The 20844-nt window shown below is 42.9% G+C and carries 16 protein-coding genes; 7 read left to right on the top strand and 9 right to left on the bottom strand.

The features are described 5' to 3' along the window. Positions 1–732 (top strand): protein NO VEIN domain-containing protein (locus GBI16_RS06040; protein WP_215900676.1); only part of this gene is annotated, 732 nt, incomplete at its 5' end. Positions 733–796: 64 nt separating this feature from the next. Here GBI16_RS06040 and gspE read toward each other — a convergent pair. Beyond that, complete coding sequence (gene gspE / locus GBI16_RS06035; protein ID WP_086209823.1) at positions 797–2284, bottom strand: type II secretion system ATPase GspE; 1488 nt, start codon at positions 2282–2284, stop codon at positions 797–799. A 114-nt stretch (positions 2285–2398) separates the two neighbouring features. Here gspE and GBI16_RS06030 point away from each other — a divergent pair, with 114 nt between their 5' ends. Both GBI16_RS06030 and GBI16_RS06025 read left to right on the top strand, forming a co-directional pair. Continuing rightward, entirely contained in the window at positions 2399–3211 is an 813-nt protein-coding gene (locus tag GBI16_RS06030) for a hypothetical protein (RefSeq protein ID WP_086209824.1), read from the top strand. Between the two features lie 9 nt (positions 3212–3220). Then, positions 3221–4144: a mechanosensitive ion channel family protein gene (locus GBI16_RS06025; protein WP_086209825.1), complete on the top strand. Its 924-nt coding sequence runs from the start codon at positions 3221–3223 to the stop codon at positions 4142–4144. Positions 4145–4193: 49 nt separating this feature from the next. Here the strand turns inward: GBI16_RS06025 and GBI16_RS06020 are convergent, their stop codons facing one another. Beyond that, positions 4194–6899 carry a DUF2339 domain-containing protein gene (locus GBI16_RS06020; protein ID WP_151706723.1) on the bottom strand — a complete coding sequence of 902 codons (2706 nt, stop codon included), beginning with the start codon at positions 6897–6899 and terminating at the stop codon, positions 4194–4196. A gap of 162 nt (positions 6900–7061) precedes the next feature. On the opposite strand from GBI16_RS06020, the gene polA reads away from it, so the two are divergent. Then, a complete protein-coding gene (polA, locus tag GBI16_RS06015; RefSeq protein WP_119064931.1) occupies positions 7062–9827 on the top strand; it encodes a DNA polymerase I in 2766 nt (921 codons plus the stop codon). 143 nt (positions 9828–9970) lie between these two features. On the opposite strand, the gene GBI16_RS06010 is transcribed toward polA, so the two are convergent. From GBI16_RS06010 to ppx, 5 genes are read right to left on the bottom strand one after another with little or no spacing between them, the layout of a single operon-like run. After that, complete coding sequence (locus tag GBI16_RS06010) at positions 9971–10540, bottom strand: YggT family protein (RefSeq protein ID WP_004979206.1); 570 nt, start codon at positions 10538–10540, stop codon at positions 9971–9973. 25 nt (positions 10541–10565) lie between these two features. Continuing rightward, positions 10566–11396: a pyrroline-5-carboxylate reductase gene (gene proC, locus GBI16_RS06005; protein WP_086209828.1), complete on the bottom strand. Its 831-nt coding sequence runs from the start codon at positions 11394–11396 to the stop codon at positions 10566–10568. Between the two features lie 28 nt (positions 11397–11424). Next, the gene (gene tilS, locus GBI16_RS06000; RefSeq protein WP_151706722.1) at positions 11425–12771 is read right to left on the bottom strand and encodes a tRNA lysidine(34) synthetase TilS; all 1347 of its coding nucleotides are present in this window, start codon (positions 12769–12771) and stop codon (positions 11425–11427) included. Further along, on the bottom strand, positions 12708–13532 hold the full coding sequence (locus tag GBI16_RS05995; RefSeq protein ID WP_086209830.1) for an acetyl-CoA carboxylase carboxyltransferase subunit alpha: 825 nt from the start codon (positions 13530–13532) through the stop codon (positions 12708–12710). Before GBI16_RS05995 ends, tilS begins: the two co-directional genes overlap by 64 nt. A 30-nt stretch (positions 13533–13562) precedes the next feature. Continuing rightward, on the bottom strand, positions 13563–15086 hold the full coding sequence (gene ppx / locus GBI16_RS05990) for an exopolyphosphatase (protein ID WP_086209831.1): 1524 nt from the start codon (positions 15084–15086) through the stop codon (positions 13563–13565). A 263-nt stretch (positions 15087–15349) separates the two neighbouring features. Here ppx and trxA point away from each other — a divergent pair, with 263 nt between their 5' ends. The 3 genes from trxA (at position 15350) to GBI16_RS05975 (ending at position 17943) form a co-directional block, all read left to right on the top strand. Beyond that, positions 15350–15676 carry a thioredoxin gene (gene trxA / locus GBI16_RS05985; RefSeq protein ID WP_086209832.1) on the top strand — a complete coding sequence of 109 codons (327 nt, stop codon included), beginning with the start codon at positions 15350–15352 and terminating at the stop codon, positions 15674–15676. Positions 15677–16007: 331 nt separating this feature from the next. Then, positions 16008–17276 carry a transcription termination factor Rho gene (gene rho / locus GBI16_RS05980; protein WP_004692266.1) on the top strand — a complete coding sequence of 423 codons (1269 nt, stop codon included), beginning with the start codon at positions 16008–16010 and terminating at the stop codon, positions 17274–17276. 409 nt (positions 17277–17685) lie between these two features. Beyond that, positions 17686–17943 (top strand): hypothetical protein, encoded by a 258-nt coding sequence (locus tag GBI16_RS05975; RefSeq protein WP_086209833.1) that lies wholly within the window; start codon positions 17686–17688, stop codon positions 17941–17943. 134 nt (positions 17944–18077) lie between these two features. On the opposite strand, the gene GBI16_RS05970 is transcribed toward GBI16_RS05975, so the two are convergent. Next, positions 18078–18374: an integration host factor subunit alpha gene (locus GBI16_RS05970; RefSeq protein ID WP_004649746.1), complete on the bottom strand. Its 297-nt coding sequence runs from the start codon at positions 18372–18374 to the stop codon at positions 18078–18080. Continuing rightward, a complete protein-coding gene (pheT, locus tag GBI16_RS05965) occupies positions 18371–20752 on the bottom strand; it encodes a phenylalanine--tRNA ligase subunit beta (protein WP_086209834.1) in 2382 nt (793 codons plus the stop codon). Before pheT ends, GBI16_RS05970 begins: the two co-directional genes overlap by 4 nt. Positions 20753–20844 lie beyond the last annotated feature (92 nt).

Raw genomic sequence — 20844 nt, 5'->3', positions numbered from 1 at the left:
AGACTTGATGATAAAAAGGCAAATGTAATGTTGGAAGTTGTTACTAATGAAAATACCAAAGACGATATTTTTTCAATTGTGACTTTAGGAGAATCAGATCTAAAAAAACTCGGAAAACTTGTGCAAGAAAAAAATTTTTCAGCGATTTTAAACGCTGCAACCATCTTGCTTCAACAGCAAAGGGAAACTGAAGCCGATTTTCACCATAAATACGAAATTGGAACATACATTGAAAAGCTAATTAGAGAAAAATTATCTAAGGAATTGCAAAACAGAGTTTCATTTGGCGACAATGAAACAGAAACAACCAATATACAAGGCGGTCAAGACATCGTTATTTTCCTTGACAAAAATCCCGTTTATTTCATAGAGGTAAAATCGAGGTGGAACTCACAAAATTCCGTTTCTATGAGTAAACTACAATTACAAAGAGCAGTTGAAGAAAATAGGCGTTATGCTTTGTGTACGGTGGACATTACACGCTATCCAGGTAAAAACGATAGATACAAACTTTCAACAGATGAAATTTTACCACTTACAAAATTTGTAACGAACATCGGAGACACAATAAAACCGCTAATTGAAGACAACTTAGAGGCAGAAAAACACCAAGAAAAATCAATACACCTGATCGAATACAGAGGTATAATTCCTCAAGACATTATTCAAAGAGGTAACGATTTTAAAAGTTTCATCGAAATCCTTTTTACAATAATTACTGAAAAAACATGAAGTAAGTAAATGATCATAAATATTAACTTCTTGATCAAAATATCAACAAAATAAATAAAGTGGCTTATTCAGCCGCTTCATTGGTCACACGCAATACTTCTTCCAACGTAGTCTTCCCTGCCAATACTTTACGCAAACCATCATCGCGAATAGAGCCTGAATGTTGTCGTGCATAAGCTTCTAGCTCAAATTCAGCTGCGTTACCATGAACTAAACGTCGCATTTGATCATCCACAGGAACAATTTCATAAATTGCGGTACGCCCTGTAAAACCTGTATGTGAGCAACGCTCACAGCCATTTGGTTGTGGCAATTGTAGTACTGCTTTGGGATTCAAATGCTGAAATAATTGTGTTTCAAACGCATCGGCTTCATGCCAAGTGGTACAATGGCTACATAATGTACGTACTAAGCGCTGTGCGATAACACCAATCAAAGAACTCGATAACAAAAATGGCTCAATGCCCATATCTTTTAAACGAGTGACCGCCCCAATGGCTGTATTGGTATGCAGTGTAGATAATACCAAATGCCCTGTGAGTGACGCCTGTACCGCAATTTCAGCCGTTTCTAAGTCACGGATTTCCCCCACCATCACCACATCAGGGTCTTGGCGCAGCATGGCCTTTAAGGCTCTCGCAAAAGTCATATCGACTTTGGTGTTGACTTGCGTCTGTCCAATTCCTTCCAGTTGATATTCGATCGGGTCTTCGGCGGTCAAAATATTTTTAGAGCCGTCATTGAGGTCTGAAAGTGCTGCATAAAGTGTCGTGGTTTTACCCGAACCTGTCGGCCCTGTGACCAAAATAATACCGTGTGGTCGATGCACCAATTGAGTCAAACGCTCATAGTCAGGCTTCAATAAGCCCAAATGAGTCATATTCAAACGACCCGCTTGTTTATCGAGTAAACGCATCACCACACGTTCGCCATGTGATGATGGCAAAGTTGATACCCGCACATCGACTTCACGCCCAGCTAAACGCAATGAAATACGTCCATCTTGTGGAATCCGTTTTTCCGCAATATCCAATTTAGCCATGACCTTAATACGTGATACCAACAGCGGTGCCAACTCACGGCGTGGTTGGACAATTTCACGTAATTGCCCATCGACACGTAAACGCACCGACAGTTTCTTTTCAAAGGCTTCAATATGAATATCAGATGCGCCAACACGAATCGCTTCAGACAATAAGGCATTAATTAAACGAACAATTGGAGCATCATCTTCTTGATCCATCAGATCTTCAGCTTCAGGCACTTGGTCGGCTAAGCTGAGTAAATCAGGATGATCTTCTAAACCTGCGGCCACTTGCTGTGATTCACCACTGTCGCCTGCAAAGCTACTACTCAAAAGCTGATGAAACTCTTCATCACTACACAATTGATGTTGTGCTGCCACACCTAAAAAACGACGTGCCTCTTGCAAAGCCAACAAAGGGGTACTTTCACGGCGCACAATATAAGCTTGATCGCCTTCGTAGCGTAGTAGCACGCCATGTCGTTTAGCAAAACTATAGGGAATTTGTAATTGTTTAAGCACTTGCATCTTAAAATTATAATAATGATGAAAAATATTATTTTGAGTGTACTCTAAGCGTATGACAGCGTGAAGTCTGTTTTTCACTGATTTGCAATATAAGGAAATGTGCTGTTGCCTAATATGAATGAACTGTTTGAATCGGATAGCCCCAATTTAAAATGGTGGGGCGAATACAACTTTGAGCTGAATCAAGCCCGTGCATGGCAATTTGGCTCATTACTCTTTCGCCTCACTCGTGGTCTACAAGAGTGGCGTTTAGAGTTTCATCGTCCTCAAGTTCAGTATGACTATGAGCAAAAATGGCATGCGATAGAAGACCCACATTTCGCCTTTCCACACCCTGTCGAAATCAAACGCTACATGTTTAAAAACACCCACTCTACGATTCAACTGATGCCACGTTTAGCTGATCGTTCAGTGGTGATTAAGCCTGTCGATCCGATTTACATTCCTGCGGGGCAACGTGGGACACTTTATATCAGTACACCTTTGTCAATTTCAGGTTTTATTGAAGGCCAGCGTGACCCTTTATTTGATATTCCTGTGATTTTACCCAAAGAAACGTGGTTTGGCCCAAATCATCGTACTGGGGAAATTGCTTATGCGACAGCCGTCGATGGGAGGACTGAATTACATCAGTTAAAACCACGCGCTTTCCGTGCAGTGACGCCTATTGAGTTTCAAAACACCAGCCATTTACAACTACGTTTTGATCGAATGAATGTCCCCGTTCCTGCATTACCACTCTTCTATAGTGAAAGTACGGGACGACTTTGGACTTCACAAATTAAAGTCATGCATGAAGGAATTGATCGACCACCTCGTATCCGTATCGAAAACCGAACACCACCACATGCAGGTAAAGTCATTTATATGCATCCGCCACGCTCTTCGGCAAGTGCACTGTTTAATATGTTTGATTCATTCTTCTAGGGGGAACATATGCCAAATTCAAATATTCCCCAAGAGATTAGCAGTAGCCTAAAAGGCATTTTCACCAACATCAACACAGAGCGATTAACCGAAATACTAATTGCCTTAGTATTGTGTTTTGTTGGTTTTGTCTTGGCACGTTTAGTTTCCAATACTTTTATCCGCACCATTGGGACTAAGTTTAACGCCCATCAACGACTAGTTTGGCGGCGGGGTATCTTTTACTTCATTTTCTTGATCTTTGTGATGGCAAGTCTCAAAGAAGCAGGTTTTAAACTGAGCGTCTTTTTAGGCGCCGCGGGTATCTTAACAGTAGCTTTGGGTTTTGCTTCGCAAACCTCTGCATCCAACTTAATCAGTGGTTTATTTCTTATTGGTGAAGGTTCTTTTGAAATTGGCGATACCATTCAAATTACCCTCATTCGCGGACATACCATTGAGGGTGAAGTCATCTCAATTGACTTACTCTCAGTTAAACTATTGACTCAAGACAATATTTACGTTCGACTCCCCAATGAACAACTGATTCGGGCACCTGTCCACAACCTCTCCAAGTTTCCAATACGGCGTATTCCGATCACCTTAGCGATTAACTTTCATGAAGACATCATTAAAGTCCGTGAAGTACTGATTGATGTTGCCAACAAATACCCTTTGGTGCTTGCAGATCCCAAACCTGCTGTGACCGTCACCGCCTTTCGCGAATCGTCAATTGAGTTACTGTTTGCTGTGTGGTGCCAGCAAGATCACTATCTACAAGTCCGTGATGAAATGCAGGAACGGGTTCGTAATGGGTTCTTAGAGAACCAAATTGAAATTCCTGTACCAAAAATGGGTTTTGTTGATCACCCACTTTCACGTCCTTTGTCTCATGAAGATATTGATCAATATACCAATGCCCAAGCTCTAAAACGTGAGCCGAATATCAAATAAATCAATGCAGCTCCTTATGATTCATACCGACATAAGGAGCTGAACTTGTTTAATTAGTCTTTTCTTCAAGTTCAGGCATCGGCGCAATATACGCGATTACCAACATCACCAAACCTGCACCTAAAAATGAAATCACGCGGGTGAGTGTCCCAATGTGAGATAAGTCAAACAAGACCAATTTCAGCGTCACAAGAACTAAAATACACCCACCAAAAATCCACAATGAACGTAAATTACGCTTGGTTGCCGTCAGCATACAAATGAATGCCAAACTGACCCAAAGCAAAGTAAAGCTCAATTGTACCAAGGCATTTTCCCACATTTGCCAGTCATTATAAGGTGTTAGGAAATAGACATGCAGCGCACGTAGCACCACATAACTACTCAGCCAAAGGAGACTCGACATCATCAAAATAGCACCTAGACTTTTTTCCAAGCCTGCTTTCATCTGTAAATTCAGCATCCAAATAAACCCGATCAGCATCGCAATACTGATCAAGTCGAATGGGTTGAATATCGGCAACCAATATAGTTGAAAAGCTTGCTGGCTAAAGATCTGAGAACAGACGATCCAAAACAGCATAAGCACTAAGGTATTACGCGCCTGCCAAAACTTTCGCCACAAGTTTGGAGTGGGCTGCGCATAACACCATACGGCAAAGGCGAGCGGTAAAATAACGATGCTCAGATATGGCATACTTGGAATGAGGGTTAAACTGGTCAGCGCCAAACTCAATAAAGCACCCAAACTCACCCATTCCAGCTCATCTTCCACACCCTGTAACGGGCGTAACCACAGCAAGGTGAGTAATCCGCTCGTTAAAGCAAACAATAGGCGGTCTAAGCTAGCATGCCACATAATGATGCCATCATGGCTCAGGTCAACCAAGAAAATAAAGGCAACCGCATACAACGGAATTAGACCAATCCATTTGGGCAATAGCCATGACCAACTGGCTTTGCGGTAGAGTAGCCACTCATTCAACACGCTATATAAAAGTGTAATGATCAGTAGCGCTATTGTTACCTGACTTTTACTGTCGATTTCATCTAAAAGCAAAATAAACAACATGCTGGTTGCTGAAAGCAGTTGTAAGCAAAAAAAGGCAATCGTGGCAAAAGACAGCTGTTGTCTAAAACGCTCTACACTGTTGGCAACGGCAACCACAGTAAAATAACTCAGACACAACGCCCAATAAACTTCCGTTGGAAAACGATTGAGCTCGACCACATAGTAGAGACTCGACAGTCCTGCTACCGCCAATAAGCCCATTGCCAAATATCGACTCAAGCTCGAGGTACGATACAAAGCGTAGATAAAGATCAGCGCACCCTCGACACTCCAACCCACCACACCCCACTGATCAGGCAGTAAAATGGGAGGTATCAACGCCAAAAAGACCAAGGACAAACTGAGATAACTTTGTGCAATCAGCTCAACACTGTGAGCTCTTTTTATAAGTTGATAAAACATGGCATAGAGCGCTGCGAAGCCTAGACTGAAGCCTGCCTGCCAAGTCGTTTCCTCAAAATACATCACATACAAAAAAGCAAAAGCAACAATGGGTGCCGCAAAAATTAGAGCCACATCCAAGATCGGGTTCAACTTGAATTGAGTTAAATTCTCACGTGCCAACAGTTGACTATAACGAAAACTCAGCCAAATAAAGACGGCACTATGGGCCAAAACCAACAAGGCAAGCATGTCTCGCTCAGGCGCTTTGCCTTGATAAAAAGCATACGCTCCACCTACGACCACCGTCATTAAAAAAGCAATTTGGTTAAGGACTTTCCACGGTCTGAACGTGCTTAAAACCGCAACCGCAATATTGATGACCAAATAATAGGCCACTAGCTCTATCGCAGTGGCATTCCGTACAGGCAAGGTAAAAGGTGCTAAATAAGCAATGACCATCGCCATTAACGCTAGTTCAATCGACTGCTGTCTTAAACTAAGCGAAAGTGTCACTGCCATCACCACCACAAAGCACAGACTCGCTATCGCTAAACTTGCAATCACGGCGTTGTAGTAAGCAAAAAACAAAGTCAAAAATAAACCTGACAGTCCAAGTGCTTCCAAAGCCAAAGCAAAACTGCGGTTTTTGTGTTGAAGCACATAACCAAAGACCACGACACCTACACTTACCGCAGCAACGAGGCTGAGCTTGACCGCAAGACTCAACTGCCAATGCTCGGTGGCAAAGCGTAATAATAAAATAAGCCCAATCAACAGCACCACGATTGCAACTTTTAAGACTGGATTACCCTGCCACAGCCAGTGTTTCACTTGCTCACTGAGACTTAAATCATCTGTGTTATTTAGAACGTTGGACTTCGTGGGTAAAGGGGGAGAATTTTCAAATTCTGGGAAACGGTCGGATATACCCTGATGTGACTGTGCTTGCACAGATAACAATAGATATTCTAGGCGACGCAACCAGCGAAAGAAAAAGAACAACCAACCACTGATCCCCAACCCAATGAGTCCGCCCCATTGCCCCACCATCCCGATTAAAATGACGAAAGACGCAAGGTAAAGTGGCACTTTTGACGTTGGCTGAAAAGCAACGCCCTGTTGTTCCGCCAACGTCGTACTGGGTTTTTCAATACTATCAACATAGTGCATGACACTCATGACCCAAGCGATTCCACACAATGCACTTAACAGTGGCACAGCTAAAAACCATGCTGCAATTGCAACAATGGTCAGCCCCATCAACCACATCATGCGAATTTCACGCTGTCCAGTTTGCATCCGTTCTCAATCTCTTTTTCTCATCTTCAAATAATACATCAGCTTGGCGTCACTATTTAAGCGCTGAACGGTAACCATCTATGCCAATCGGTACATCAATACACTTTGTTCTGTGGCAAAATCACGTACAATGAACAGGTTATTTGGATAAGGAATCTTGCAATGCCACCATTTGTCTTGGTCGATGGCTCATACTTTTTATTTCGTGCTTTTCATGCTTTGCCACCGCTCACCACGTCAACTGGCTTACATACCAATGCAATTCGTGGGGCAATTTCTGCGATCCAGAAACTGATGCGTCGTACTCAACCAACGCATATGGCGGTCATTTTTGATACCCCAGAACCGACTTTCCGTCATGTGCTGTCGCCCATTTATAAAGGTGACCGCCCAAGCATGCCTGATGAGTTATCGGAACAAATTCCATACTTGCATGCCTTGATTCGTGCCTTAGGTATTCCTTTATACATGCTCCCAGGTGCAGAGGCAGATGACATCATCGGGACTTTAGCCAAACGTGCAGAAGCCGCAGGACAACAAGTGCTGATTTCCACAGGCGATAAAGACATGGCTCAACTGGTGACAGATAAAGTCACCTTAGAAGACAGCTTTAAAGACAAGCCGATGGATGTGAATGGCGTGTTTGAAAAGTTTGGGGTGTGGCCAAACCAAATTATTGACTATCTGACCCTAATGGGCGATGCCTCTGACGGCATTATGGGCGTTCCGGGTGTCGGTGCCAAAACTGCGGCAAAACTGTTAACAGAATATGGCTCGATTGGTGGCATTTTAGAAAATGTCGATAAAATTAAAGGCAAAGTCGGTCAAAACATCAAAGAACATGCCGATGGAATTGCCCTAGATCACCAACTGGCAAGTATTGTCTGCGACTTAGAAACAGGACTGACCTTTGACGATCTTAAACTGCAAGATCCGAATACCGAAGCCTTGCGTTCACTATATACCGAACTGGAATTCCGCCAACAGTTGCAATCGCTCGATCATCCAAACAATCCTAATAGCGCAACCTATAAACAAGCGACGCAAGAAATTGTTAAATCAGCACAATCTGAAACCGTTATCAATACGGAAGATCAAGCCGTCCAAAGCAGTGTCGATGACCAACTGGGTCAAGCGAACTACCATACTGTGCTTAGTGCAGAACAGTGGGCATCCTTATTCAAACGTTTAAGTACAGAAAAACGTTTTGCCTTTGATACTGAAACCACCAGTTTAGACTATCGCGTAGCGCAAATTGTCGGTTTTTCAGTCGCATTTGATGCGCAAGATGCATATTACGTTCCACTTGCACATGATTATGAAAATGCACCTGTGCAACTAGAGCGTGAACAGATCTTGGCACAAATCAAACCGATTTTAGAAGATGAGTCGGTTCAGAAAATTGGTCATCATTTGAAATATGATGCGCATGTCTTAGAAAATCATGGCATCGAGCTAAAAGGCTGGTACTTCGATACCATGTTGGCATCTTATGTACTCAATGCTGTAGCAACGCGTCACGGGATGGATGACGTGTCACGTCTCTACCTCAGCCACCTAACCACCACGTTTGAACAAGTAGCAGGTAAAGGCGCAAAACAAAAAACCTTTAATCAAATTGAGATCGAAACCGCTGCACACTATGCTGCCGAAGATGCCCATGTGACCTATCGCCTGTTTGAAGTGCTCGATGCCAAACTACAAAAGCATCCCGAACTGGTCAATATTTTACACAATGTCGAAATGCCAGTGGCCCGTGTCCTGACCATCATGGAAGAAAACGGCATTGAGCTCGACTTAGACTTCCTCGACCAACTCGGTGTTGAGTTTGCCAATACCATGGCCAATCTTGAAAACCAAATTACCGAACTGGCAGGACAAAGTTTCAATGTTAGCTCGCCGAAGCAAGTCGGTGAGATTTTGTTTGATAAACTCGGACTCAAGGGTGGCAAAAAAACCGCAACGGGCCAGTACAGTACCTCTGAAAGTGTTTTAGAAAAAATTGACCACCCGATTACCGAGCTCATTTTAGACTATCGCGGTTTATCTAAACTCAAAAGCACCTATACCGATGGCTTATTAAAACAAGCCAATAACGATACCCATCGTGTGCATACCAGCTACCACCAAGCACTGACCGCAACAGGCCGTCTGTCTTCGACCGATCCAAACCTACAGAACATTCCTGTGCGTGAGGAAATTGGACGTCAAATTCGTAAAGCCTTTATTGCACCGCAAGGTCGCGTGTTATTGGCAGCCGATTATTCACAAATCGAACTGCGTTTAATGGCGCATTTCTCACAAGATGAAGCCTTGGTTGATGCCTTTAATCATGGGCAAGATGTACACCGTCGTACTGCGGCTGAAGTCTTAGGTATCGCCCTCGAAGATGTCACGTCAGACCAACGTCGTCAGGCCAAAGCAGTCAACTTCGGTCTACTCTACGGCATGTCTGAATTTGGCTTAACCCGTCAACTCGGTTTTAGCCGCGAAGAATCGCGTGGCTATATTGCGAAATACTTCCAACGTTATCCGGGCGTGCTCGACTATATGGAACGCACCCGCCAAATTGCACGCGAACAAGGTTTTGTCGAAACCATTTTGGGTCGTCGCTTGTACACGCCAGATATCATGGCAAGCAATAAAATGATCAAACAAGCGGCCGAACGTGCTGCAATTAATGCACCACTACAAGGTTCTGCTGCGGATATTATTAAAATGGCGATGGTTGCAGTTGATCAAATGCTACCGAAAGATCAAGCCAAAATGCTACTACAAGTACACGATGAATTGGTTTTTGAAGTCGATGAAGCTATTGCAGATGAATTGGCACCACAGCTTGCTAAAGTGATGCAATCGGTCTTGAATATTTCAGTCCCTCTTGTAGTTGAAGTTGGCAAAGGTCGAAACTGGGATGAAGCCCACTAAAGCATTTGCGCCTTCCTCCTCCAAGGAGGAAGGCTGGGATGGAAGTCATTTGCCCCCTAGAAGAAAGATCAACGTCTTCACCTAAAAAATTTCAGCCGTAAAAAAAGGACTCACAATCGAGTCCTTTTTTATTCGCTACAATCTTATAAACCAGTGAGCAGAACAATCGCTACTTCATTCATAATCATTTCAGCAATATACAGCGCCAAGAACGCTACAATTGGAGAAAGGTCAATCATGCCCATATTGGGCAACAAACGGCGAAACGGTGCCAATAATGGTTCAGCAAGCTCTTGAATCACCTCAATATAAGGCGAGCGTGACTGCGTAAACATCACTACCCAACTTAAAATAATTGTTGCAAAAATCAAATAACGACAGAAACGAATCAAGTCCTGAATCATGGTCACAAAAGTTAAAATAACCAAATGCACAGGACTATTTGGCATCGCTCCAGAGAGATACATGACACCAAAAATTTTCAGTAAGTACAATAAAACCAAAAGCACTAAAGCCGCTAAGTTAACGCGGCCTTTCGCTACATTTGGAAAAATACGACCAAACATATCCACAATTTTTGTGGCTTTTACGGTCGACATCACCACTGGGTTATAAAAGTTAACCGCTGCCAATTGCATGAGAAAGCGGAAGAACACCAGTAAAATTGCAACGTTAATAATGATGCCAAAAATTAGCGCAGAGTTTGCACCCATACTTGAACTTTCCTAAATAAAACGATTATTTGCTACTTTCACTTAGCTCTTGAGCAAGTTCCTGACTGCGTTTTTGAGCAGCAGCCAATGCAGCTTGGATATTTTGTGAAATTTGTGCACGATCAAACACTTCAAGTGCCGCTTGGGTTGTACCATTCGGTGAAGTGACATTTTTACGCAATTCAGCTGGTGTATTTGAGCTGGTAATTGCCATTTGCGCCGCACCCAATGCAGTTTGCAACGTCAATGCCGTTGCCACTTTTTCATCTAGGCCGAGGTTTTTACCTGCACGGATCATGCTTTCCATCATATAGAAAAAATAAGCAGGACCTGAACCAGACACCGCAGTCACCGCATCAATCTGCGCTTCCTCACCTACCCATAAAGTTAAGCCAGTCGCAGCAAGTACTTGGCCCGCCAAATCACGGTCTTCTTTATCTACAGCCTCAGTGGCATATAAACCATGCGCACCTGTTTGTACTAAAGCAGGCGTATTTGGCATTACACGCACAATACGATCACTGCCAGCGAGTGCAGCAATCGTGGCAATTTCAGCACCCGCAACAATTGAAATAATCAACTTGCCGTCAAATAAACCGTTTAATGGTTTTAAAACATTGGCTAAAACTTGAGGTTTAACCGCTAAGACCACGACATCGGCTTCACGAATAGCAGATGCGTTATCCTCAGTCACCACCAAGTCTTTTTCAGCCAATAAATGACGAACTTGTTCAACAGGATCAGAAACCGTAATGCGAGTTGAAGGTAAACCACGTGAAATCAAGCCACCAATGAGGGCTTGAGCCATGTTACCACCGCCGATAAAACAAATATTACGATTCAGCACTGCGCTCATGATTATTTCTCTATCTCGAATTTTTTAACTAAGCAATTAAATTTGGTTGCCATCCACCCGCTTCACAATAAGCTGACTCGATCAACCAAAATCCTTTAGGCGTAAAAATACCAAGCATAACATTATCTATGCTTAATATTTGTATTGTGTGACGTTGCCATGGAAAAATTTGTGCACTTTGAATGGCTTTTTTCAATGGCCAAGCCCCAACACGCCCATGTAAATGTAATTTTTCCCCGCCTAAGCGTGGTTTTATTTGTAAAGGCTGCTCTAATAATTTAGCAGACAGCCCATATTTTTGTGTTTCAATCTGATATTGCCCAGATGCCAGATTATAGCTTTGATGTAGGCTAAAATGCTGTTCAATTGGTTCAAGTGTCTGAGATTGCTCCGCCAAATACTCGGTCTTATGGACTCGAAAGAGTTGCTGTTGATAACGCACATAATAGTATTGATTCCAATGCAAAGCGGCCTGAGCATCGACTTTGGATTCAATCACCTCATCAAATAGGCGTTGCACCATATCAAAAGCAGGACGATATAAGTCCTCACCTTTCATCCAAGCAGACAACAGCTGTCGCTGTCTCGGTGCTGATAACTGACGAAATGAAGTTAAATTTAAAACCGAAGCATCCCCACAACTGGCCCAGTCTTGCGCCAACACATCGGTCAAAATGGATTCAGCATCTTGCATCAAATAACTGGTACGTGCCAAAGCTTGCTGCATTTTCGGAAAGCGTTGTTCTAAGATTGGCCATAATTCGGCTCGACACCATGCCCGATCATAACTGGTATCAAAATTGGTTTGGTCTTGAATATTTCTCAGTTGCATATCAGCAGCCCACAGCTCAATTTGCTGTCTGGACAAAGCCAATAGCGGGCGCCAAATTGTAAATTGCTCTCGTATGTCGAGGCTCTGCATGGCGGCAAGTCCATGAATCCCTGCACCAGAGAGTAATCGGAGTAAGATAGTTTCGGCCTGATCTTGTTGATGATGCGCGAGAACTAAAATTTCATTGGCAAGAAGATGCTTCTGAAAGGCAGCATAACGTGCACTGCGGGCTTGGCTTTCTACATTGCCTGTATCAACATCGACCGCTTGAATCACACAGGGAACATCCAAGACATAGCACTGTTCTTGAACAAAGCTGCCCCACTGTGGACTGACATCCTGCAATTGATGATCAATATAAATGGCGCGAGTGCGCTTGGGAAATAAATGAGACATCAAATGGAGTAGTAACATGGAATCCATGCCACCACTACATCCGATTAAAAAATGAGGCTGTTCAGGTGTATCCTGAAACTCAGTTAAGACGCTAGTCCTAAATTGTCGCTGCCAAACTTCATTAAACGTTGGTAACGTGCTTCGCATCGTTCATTCGCATCCATCGGTTGCAACTCAGCCAAAGCATCTTTTAAAACAGTTTTTAAAGCATGCATGACCTGTTCTGGGTGGAGGTGAGCACCTTCACCTTCATCGACCACGTATTCAACAACACCCATTTTCTGTAATTTTTCAGCAGTCAATGCCAAAGCTTCACTAGCTTGCTCTGCTTTTTCAGCTGTTTTCCATAAAATAGATGCACAGCCTTCAGGTGAAATGACTGAATAAATACTATGGGACAACATCACCACACGGTCAGCCACACCAATACCCAGTGCGCCACCTGAACCGCCTTCACCAAGTACGGTTGCAATCACTGGCACTTTCAAGCTTGAAAGTTGTGCCAAAGACGTGGCAATTGCCTCAGCCTGACCACGTTCTTCTGCACCCACACCTGGATATGCACCCATGGTGTCAATAAAGGTAAAGACGGGTAGATTAAAACGTTCAGCCATATCGAGTAAACGTTGTGATTTACGGTAACCTTCTGGGTTACTCATACCAAAGTTATGTTGTAACTTTTCACGCGTACTACGACCACGGTGTTGACCCACAATCATGACTGGCTGACCATCAAAGCGAGCTAATCCACCGATCATTGCACCATCATCACCAAATAAGCGATCACCATGCAAAGCATCAAATTCGGTAAAAATTTCACTCACATAATCTAAAAATTGCGGACGCTCAGGATGACGTGCAATTTGAACCGTCGTCCATGCTTTGGATTGCGCAGCTTTATTCTTCATAGCTCAACCATAAATCCCTAATTGACCAATTTATTCATCGACAAATTGTTCTGATTGGATATCCAGCTCAACATCCCAATGCTTAAATTGCGCTTGCTCATCATGCAAGTCTGCAACCAGCAAAGGCCATTGCGCGGCATTACCAGAAACACTCAGCTGCCATTGTTGCGCATTGCCTACTGTTAATTCAATGGCAGGAAGCATCTGATCGCTACGACTATGATTGAGTAAAACAGCAAGGCGAAGTAGCAAACACAGATAGACTAATTTGTTGCCGCCGACTTTCATCACATCGACACGGGCGTCACTGCGCAGCTTACGGCGATGATGCGCTACCAAATGCGACAAATGGTTTTGATCAATTTGCGAGAAGCCCGCAATGTCCGAATGTTGCAATAAATATGCGCCATGACGATGGTAGCCGGCATGGCTAATCGCCAAACCAATTTCATGCAGATAAGCCGCACGACGCAGTAAATCACTGTCTTCTGTGGTTAATTTTAGTGACTCTGCCACGCCATCAAACAAATGTTGAGCCATGTTCACAACTCGTTCCGCTTGTTTTGGATCGGCGTTATAACGGCCCATCAACGCTTGTACAGAACGATCTCGGATATCTTCATGTTGAAAACGCCCCAGTAAGTCGTACATGACCCCTTCGCGCAGGGCACCATCTGAATACACCAACTTATCCAGTTCAAGTACATCAAAAATGGCGTAAAGAATAGCAATCCCGGCTGGCAAAACTGCTCGACGGTCTTCTTTTAAACCATCAAACTCCATCTCGGAGACGTGTTTATATTTGAGCAATTTTTCTTTGAGCTTATCTAAACCGTCACGGGTCAGTTCTTCTTTTTCATTACTCCAGCCCATATTTACGGTAATTTGACGACACGCTTTGATGGTTCCACTCGAACCGACCACCGTATCCCAACCCGCTTCTTTATAGGTATTGGCAATCCCTGACAGCTCCTTACGTGCTGCAACCACCGCTTTATCAAAACTTTTTTGGTTTATTTCACCATCGACAAAGAAGGCTTTGGTAAACGCCACACAGCCCATTTGTAAAGATTCGGTATGAATCGGCTCAAATTCTTCACCAATAATCAGCTCAGTTGAACCACCGCCAATATCAATCACAAGGCGACGTCCACTGTTCTCCATGGTGTGGGATACGCCCAAATAAATCAAACGTGCTTCTTCACGGCCAGCAATAATTTCAATATGTTTAGGTAAAATTTCTGCCGCTTTTTGAATAAACTCATGACCATTTTTAGCTTGACGCAGCGCGTTGGTCGCCACAATTCTTAAACGGTTTGGTTGAACTGAACTTAAACGACCAACAAAGCGGGATAAACAGGCCAAACCACGCTGCTGTGCAGCTTCTGTTAAATTTTTATTTTCATCTAAACCCGCAGCTAACTGTACCTTTTCTGACATTGACGCAACTTTTTTCACTTCGCCATGATCCACACGTGCAATTGCCAAGTGGAAACTGTTCGACCCCATATCGATGGCAGCAAGTAACTCTTCATCAATCAAAAAATCAGACATGATTTAATATAAACCTATACAGAATTGTCCTTAGATTAATTCACCTCCATGCAATTTAAAAGCCATTTATGGTTAGAAATTGACGAGCTTTTAAAATTTCAGCATATATGACAATTGTGTTACACGATCAGTAACATTGAGAGCTCCAATTAGACAAATTCAAACTAAAGGTTGAAAATTTAGTAATCCATCTACTCAGTGATAGCAGGCTATGACATACTATTAGCCATAAAACTATCCAAAAATTGAAACTGGAGCTATCCATGTCTGGCAATATCGTAAATACAACTGATACTAACTTCGACGCTGATGTACTTCAATCAGACGTTCCTGTGCTTGTTGACTTCTGGGCAGGCTGGTGTGCGCCATGTAAAGCGATTGCACCTGTATTAGAAGTATTGGCGAACGAATACGAAGGTAAAGTGAAAATCGTTAAAGTTGACGTAACTGCTTGTGAACAAACGGCTGTGAACTACAACATCCGTAACATTCCTGCACTATTGATGTTTAAAAATGGTGAAGTTGTGGCTCAACAAGTGGGCGCTGCACCAAAATCGAAACTAACTGCTTTCATCGACGAAAACATTTAAACCTCGATTTAGAGCACATCATGAAATACGCTGTTTAAACAACAGCGTATTTTTTTCGGCTATAAATTGACAAGTTTGACTTTCTCTCTTATATTGCTTGCTCAAGAGATAAAGGATTATCCAATCCTGTCATTTTCTTAAAAGACACAACACATAAGATCGCCGCTCGGCAATACAAATTGTTTTGACACGCTTCTCTTCAAACAATGAATCAGTCCTCTGAATTGTTATTGTGCAAATACAATTGCGTTACTTCATTGCATGTCCGCGGCTAAATGTTGCTTCCTTTTCATCCTGTATCCTAGAATTTTTGATTCTTATCTGACCTCCTATGAATTTAACCGAACTCAAGAAAAAACCGATTGGCGAACTCATCAAAATTGCTGAATTTATGGGCCTTGAAGGAATGGCTCGTAACCGTAAGCAAGACATTATTTTTGCCATCTTAAAGCGCCATGCGATGAATGGCGAAGAGATCTTTGGTGATGGCGTTTTGGAAATTCTGTCAGATGGCTTCGGCTTCTTACGCTCTGCAGCAGGTTCTTACCTTGCAGGTCCAGACGACATTTATGTTAGCCCATCTCAAATTCGTCGTTTTAATCTCCGTACTGGTGACACCATTACGGGAACGATTCGCCCACCAAAAGAAGGCGAACGTTATTTTGCACTGTTAAAAGTGAATCAAATTAACTACGACACCCCTGAAAACTCTCGTAATAAGATTTTATTTGAAAACCTAACGCCATTATTCCCGACTGAACAGTTGGTGATGGAACTTGGTAACGGCACCACTGAAGATTTAACTGCACGTGTAGTCGACTTAGTTGCACCCATTGGTAAAGGTCAACGTTCAATTATCGTTGCGCCGCCAAAAGCGGGGAAAACCATGTTATTACAAAACATCGCCCAGTCGATTGTACGTAATAACCCAGAGTGCTTCCTCATCGTTCTTCTGATTGATGAACGTCCTGAAGAAGTAACAGAAATGGAACGTACAGTTCGTGGCGAAGTGATTGCGTCAACGTTTGATGAATCTCCTGCTCGTCACGTTCAAGTGGCTGAAATGGTGATTGAAAAAGCCAAACGTTTGGTTGAACACAAAAAAGACGTTGTGATTCTTCTCGACTCCATTACCCGTTTAGCACGTGCATACAACACCGTTGTGCCTTCATCAGGTAAAGTTTTAACTGGTGGTGTCGATGCACATGCACTTGAGCGCCCTAAGCGTTTCTTCGGTGCAGCACGTAATATTGAAGAAGGTGGTTCACTGACCATCATTTCTACAGCCTTGATTGAAACAGGCAGTAAAATGGATGAAGTGATCTACGAAGAATTCAAAGGTACTGGTAACCAAGAAATTACGCTAGACCGCCGTATTGCTGAAAAACGTGTCTTCCCTGCGATGAACATCAAAAAATCAGGTACACGTCGTGAAGAACGCTTAATGTCTGAAGATAACCTTCGTAAGGTCTGGATTTTACGTAAGTTACTTCATACCCAAGATGAACTCGCAGCAATGGAGTTCCTACTTGATCGTATGAAAGAAACTAAAACCAATGATGATTTCTTTGACCAAATGAAACGTAAAGCAACCAGCTAATCTGACTAATCTTATAAAAAGGCTGTCTCTAGGACAGCCTTTTTATTTGGTTGACACCACTTACACAATGAAACATTTCAAAGCACGGTATGTAAACTTATTTGCAAGTTTTTGATAAACAAAAATTTGAAATAAAAAAGCTCCATCTTTTTAGATGTTTATTCGGCATTTATCCAATATAAACCCTGCTATTAATTGTTATTTTCTGTTAAAAAATCACTGTTTTTAGACCATTTTTATCACTTTTTTCACCTTAGCTAGTAGCAATTCAAAATGCGCAGTGATAGCATATTTGCAGACCAGTTAGACTGCTCCTGCGTTGTTAGTCCCTAACAAAATTAGGAACAATAAAAGCATACAACAGACTAACGTCGGTTTTTTTTAATCTCATATTTTAGAGAGTGATGCCATGTTATTCAAAAAAATCGCTATTGCTGCTGCAGTTGCTACTACTTTAGCTTTCGTTGGCTGTGCTAAGAAAGAAGAAGCTCCTGCTGCTGCTGCTGCATCTGAAGTTGCTGCTGCATCTGAAGCTGTTCAAGCTGCTTCTGAAGTTGCTGTAGACGCTGCTGCTGCTGCTTCTGAAGCTACTGCTGCTGCTTCTGACGCTACTGCTGCTGCTTCTGACGTTGCTGCTACTGCTGCATCTGAAGCTAAAGCTCACTAATCACTTTCGATTAGTCAGTAAAAAAGAGAGCCCTTGGCTCTCTTTTTTTATGCTGAAAATTTAGTTTAAGACTTTGCTACCCATTATCAGTAGCAAGTCAGCTTAAACCTACACCTGAAGCAAAAAAAAGCAGATCAATCGATCTGCTCATTTCCCACACGCTGGCGGAATTTCTGCCCTGCGCGGAAGGTTACTACACGGCGTGCAGAAATCGGAATTTCTTCACCCGTTTTCGGGTTACGACCTGGACGTTGACGTTTATCACGCAACTCAAAGTTACCGAAACCAGAAAGTTTAACTTGCTCACCAGAGATTAGCGCTTGGCTAATCTCATCAAAAAACAACTCGACCATTTGTTTAGCTTCACGACGGTTTAAACTCGTGAGCTCACTTAGATGGTCAGCCATTTCCGCTTTTGTTAATGCTGTCATGAAGCCCTCAATGTCGCCTGATAAGTGTTTTCCAACACGTGTAAAATATGATCCATACCGGATTTAATTTCAGCATCTTCAAGCGTACGCGATGGGTGCTGCCAAAGAAGTGCAAATGCCAATGAACGCTTACCTTCTTCAACGCCTTGCCCAGTGTACACATCGAACAACCAAGTCGAGTCTAAAAGCTCACCACCTGTTTTTTCGATAAGTTGCTGAATTTCACTTACATTTATCTTATCACTAATTAAAAGCGCAATATCACGTCTAACCGACGGAAAACGTGATAATTCTGTAAAATTAGATACATAAGTTTGCAAAACAGCCGATTGATCAAGTTCAGCCACCCAAGTTGTGCTCAAATCCAGTGCATCTTCTAAAGATGGATGTAATCGACCAAAGTAACCAATAGATTGACCATGGACTAAAACCTCAGCAGACTGACCCGGATGCAACCAACTACGTTCAGAGCGAACATATTCAACCTGCACACGACCTGCTGCCAATACTTCTTCAATTTCGCCTTTGAAATCAAAGAAATCCATAGCTTGAGGTTTAGCATGCCAAGTTTCTGACGTTTTTGCACCTGTTGCAATCACTGCAAGGGTAGGAATTTGTTTCAAATCATGAATAGATTCAGCATCTTGATAGTCGAAACGTAAGCCGAGTTCAAAGAAACGCACACGACTTTGTTGGCGGTTTACGTTATATTGCACACACGGAATCAAACTAGAAAGCAGTGTTGAACGCATCACTGCTAAATCGCTTGAAATCGGGTTAGCCAAAGCCAAAGGATTCACAGCCGCATTGAGTTGCTTCTCAAGCTTTAAGTCTGCAAAGCTAAAGCTAATTGCTTCTTGATAACCCAAAGTCACAAGGGTTTGACGAAGCTGAGCCACTTCAAATTGGTCTTGATATTGAGCCAATTGCGCTTCAATTTTTGGCAAACTGATTTGAATATTGTCATAACCATGAATACGCGCAACTTCTTCAATCAGGTCTTGGTAGATCGCCATATCATAACGGTGTGAAGGCGGAACCACTGACCACAGACCTTCTGCTTTAACCGTCACAGCACAACCTAAACGGGTCAATGCATCCGCAATAAATCCAGCATCTACGCGATAACCAAGCAATTGATCCACTTGCACTTGTTCCAGCTCAATCGCTTCACGCTTCGGTAAAACTGCCGTTTGTTCTACAGTTGTAATCGGACCGAACTCACCACCCGCCAATTCTGCAATCAATTGTGATGCACGATGCATCGCGAGCATTGGTAATTCAAAATCGACACCACGTTCATAACGCTGCGACGCATCCGTATGTAAACCAAAACTACGCGCACGGCCCGCAATAGCTAATGGAGCAAAGAACGCAGACTCTAAGAAAATGTCTTGGGTTTCATCACTAACAGATGAAGACAAGCCACCCATGATGCCTGCAATCGCCAATGCTTTTTCATCATCCGCAATCACCATGACTTTTTCATTGAGCTCAACTTCTTGTTCATTCAGTAGAACCAATTTTTCAGTTGCATTCGCTTGACGAACTTGAACCGAACCTTGAATTTTCGCCGCATCAAAAGCATGTAACGGTTGACCCAACTCCATCAGTACATAGTTGGTAATATCAACCAAAATACTGTGCTGACGAATCCCTGAGCGAACCAAAGCACGTTCCATCCACTCTGGGGTTGCTGCTTTGGTATTCACATTTTTAATCACACGACCTAAATAGCGTGGGCAGCCTTCCGTGCTCACCACAACTTTTTTCTCATCGGCAATAGTTGCAGCTACAGCATTAATTTCAGGTGCAGTCAGGGTCAGTTGATTAATCACCCCAATTTCACGGGCAATACCACGAATACTGAAACAGTCACCACGGTTTGGCGTGATACTGATATCAATCACATGATCATCAAGCTGTAAATACTCACGAACATCCACACCGACAGGTGCATCTGTAGGCAATTCTAAAAGACCATCAATTTTATCTTCTAAATCAATTTCAGACGCACCGCACAGCATACCTTGTGATTCAATACCACGAAGTTTGCCTTTTTTGATTTTGAAATCACCCGGAAGCACCGCACCAATGGTTGCCACAGGGGCTTTCATACCGACACGTACGTTTGGCGCGCCACACACAATTTGCAATGGTTCACCTGAACCAATATTGACGGTTGTCACACGTAAACGGTCTGCATCAGGATGTTGTTCTACGGTCAATACCTCGCCAACAACTACGCCAGTGAACGGTTTTGCCGCAGGCGATAAGTCATCGACTTCTAAGCCCAACATGGTTAGTTGGTCAGATAACGTATTGCTATCAACGGCTGGGTTCACCCATGTACGCAACCAATTTTCGCTAATTTTCATAAATTCAATTTCCTTAATCTCCCCCTAACCCCTTCTGTATAAAAGAGGGGAAAACCACGTACTCTATTTTTGACTGTGGAAGTCCCCCTTTC

The sequence above is a fragment of the Acinetobacter sp. TUM15064 genome (assembly GCF_008980265.1).
Taxonomy (GTDB): Bacteria; Pseudomonadota; Gammaproteobacteria; order Pseudomonadales; family Moraxellaceae; genus Acinetobacter.
Note: the sequence above shows the minus strand (reverse complement) of the source record. Positions and strands in the feature narration are given on the sequence as shown.